1 protein-coding gene is annotated in these 1,724 nt (G+C 74.8%); it reads right to left on the reverse strand.

What is annotated here, in order from left to right; translation table 11 throughout:
- Window positions 1-1,068, reverse strand: a 1,068-nt coding sequence (locus LCD31_RS29710; protein ID WP_374201694.1) for a sensor histidine kinase, incomplete at its 3' end; no start/stop codon positions are given.
- Window positions 1,069-1,724: the final 656 nt, after the last annotated feature.

Raw genomic sequence — 1,724 nt, forward strand, 5'->3', positions numbered from 1 at the left:
GTGCAGGTGGGCGATCTCGCGGGCGAGGGCCAGGCCGAGTCCCGCGCCGCCGCGTTCGCGGGCGCGGGCGGTGTCGAGGCGGGCGAAGCGTTCGAAGACGTGCTCGCGGGATTCGGCGGGCACGCCGGGGCCGTCGTCGAGGACGTCGAGCCGCGCCTGCCCGTTCTCGACGCGCAGGCTCAGCGACAGCCGCTGCTCGGCGTGGGTTTCGGCGTTGTCGAGCAGGTTGGTGATCAGCCGTGACAGGTGGGTGGGGTGGCCGTCGACGACGACGCCCGGTTCGATCTCGGCGTGCCGGTGCAGGTGGGTCGGGGGCCTGCGTTCCAGGGTGTCGGCGGTGAGCGAGCCGAGGTCCAGTGCTTCGCCGGGGGTGTGCGGCATGCCGTCGATGCGGGCCAGTGCCAGCAGGTCGGAGGTGAGCCGCTCCAGGCGGTCCAGGTCGTCGAGGGTGCCTTCGGCGATGCTGGGCCAGTCGGCCCGTTGCGGGTGGGCTTGTGCCACTTCCAGCGGGGTGCGCAGGGCGGCCAGCGGGCTGCGTAGTTCGTGGGAGGCGTCGGCGACGAACTGCCGCTGCCTGCGCACCGAGTCGTCCAGCCGGTCCAGGGTGTCGTTGAGGGTGAGCGCCAGCCGCGCGATCTCGTCGCCGCTCGCCGGAACCGGCATGCGTCCGCGCAGGTCGTGCGCGGACAGCCGGGTGAACTCGTGCCGGATCGCCTCCACCGGGCGCAGCGCTCGGCGGGTGCTGAACCAGGTCAGCGCGGCGACGACGGCCAGCAGCACCGGCATCCCGAACAGCAGCCCGGTCGTGGCCGCCTCGGTGGCGCGCTGCACGGATCGGGTGGAGGCGCTGGCGATCAGCGTCTGGGCACCGGCGGGTGTGTCCACAGTGGCCTGCGCGGTGCGCAGCGGCGCGATCGGTTCCTCGCCGGAGTGCGAGATGTCGCCGGGCAGGTCCGACCGGACTCCTGTCGCGGGTGGGTCCAGCGGTTCCACGGGCCGGGGCCGCGGGTCGTCCTGCGGGCTCACCGGTTCGCCGGGTTCCGGGTCGGCCGGGTCGAGCGGGCTCATCGGCGGCCCGGGGGCGGGCGCCTGGCCGGGTTCCGGGATCGGGAGGGCCGATTCGGCGCCCGCCGGTATCGCCCGCACGGTGACGTCGTCGGTGCGCACCGGGAGCTCCACCCCGGCCAGCACGGCCTCCCGCGCGGTGCTCAGCTGCTCGTTCAGCGCGGCGTCGAGCTCCTCGGTGAGCCTGCCGTGCAGGTAGCCGATGAGCGACAACCCGATGGCGACCGTGGCCAGCGCGACGATGCCGGTGGCGGTGAGGGTGGTGCGGGCGCGGATCGACAGGCGCCGCAGCCGCAGCGGGTCACGCACGGGTGCCCCCGGCCCGGGTGCGCGACCCGTTCGCGGCGGGCCGCTGCCGCGGTCCGCGTCCGGTGCGCGGCGTGCGCGCGCCGCGGTGGTCCTGGTCGATGAGGCCCCGCATGCGGCTCAGCATGACACCCGCAGCTGAAGCGATCTTCAGGTTGCTTCAGCTCCGCTTCAGCGGGCCCGGGCACCGTGGTCCTCGTCGCGGGAACACCCCGCGGCGAACCGGATCAGAGGAGTTCTCCACAGATGCGACAGACGCGAATCGTTCGGGCCGCCGCCCTCGCGGCCGGTGCCCTGGTGCTCGGACTCGGCGGCGCGGGCACGGCCTTCGCGGCCTCCGCGACACCGGCCCC

The organism is Saccharopolyspora sp. 6M, from assembly GCF_020176775.1.
In the GTDB taxonomy this organism is placed as follows: Bacteria; Actinomycetota; Actinomycetes; order Mycobacteriales; family Pseudonocardiaceae; genus Saccharopolyspora_C; species Saccharopolyspora_C gregorii.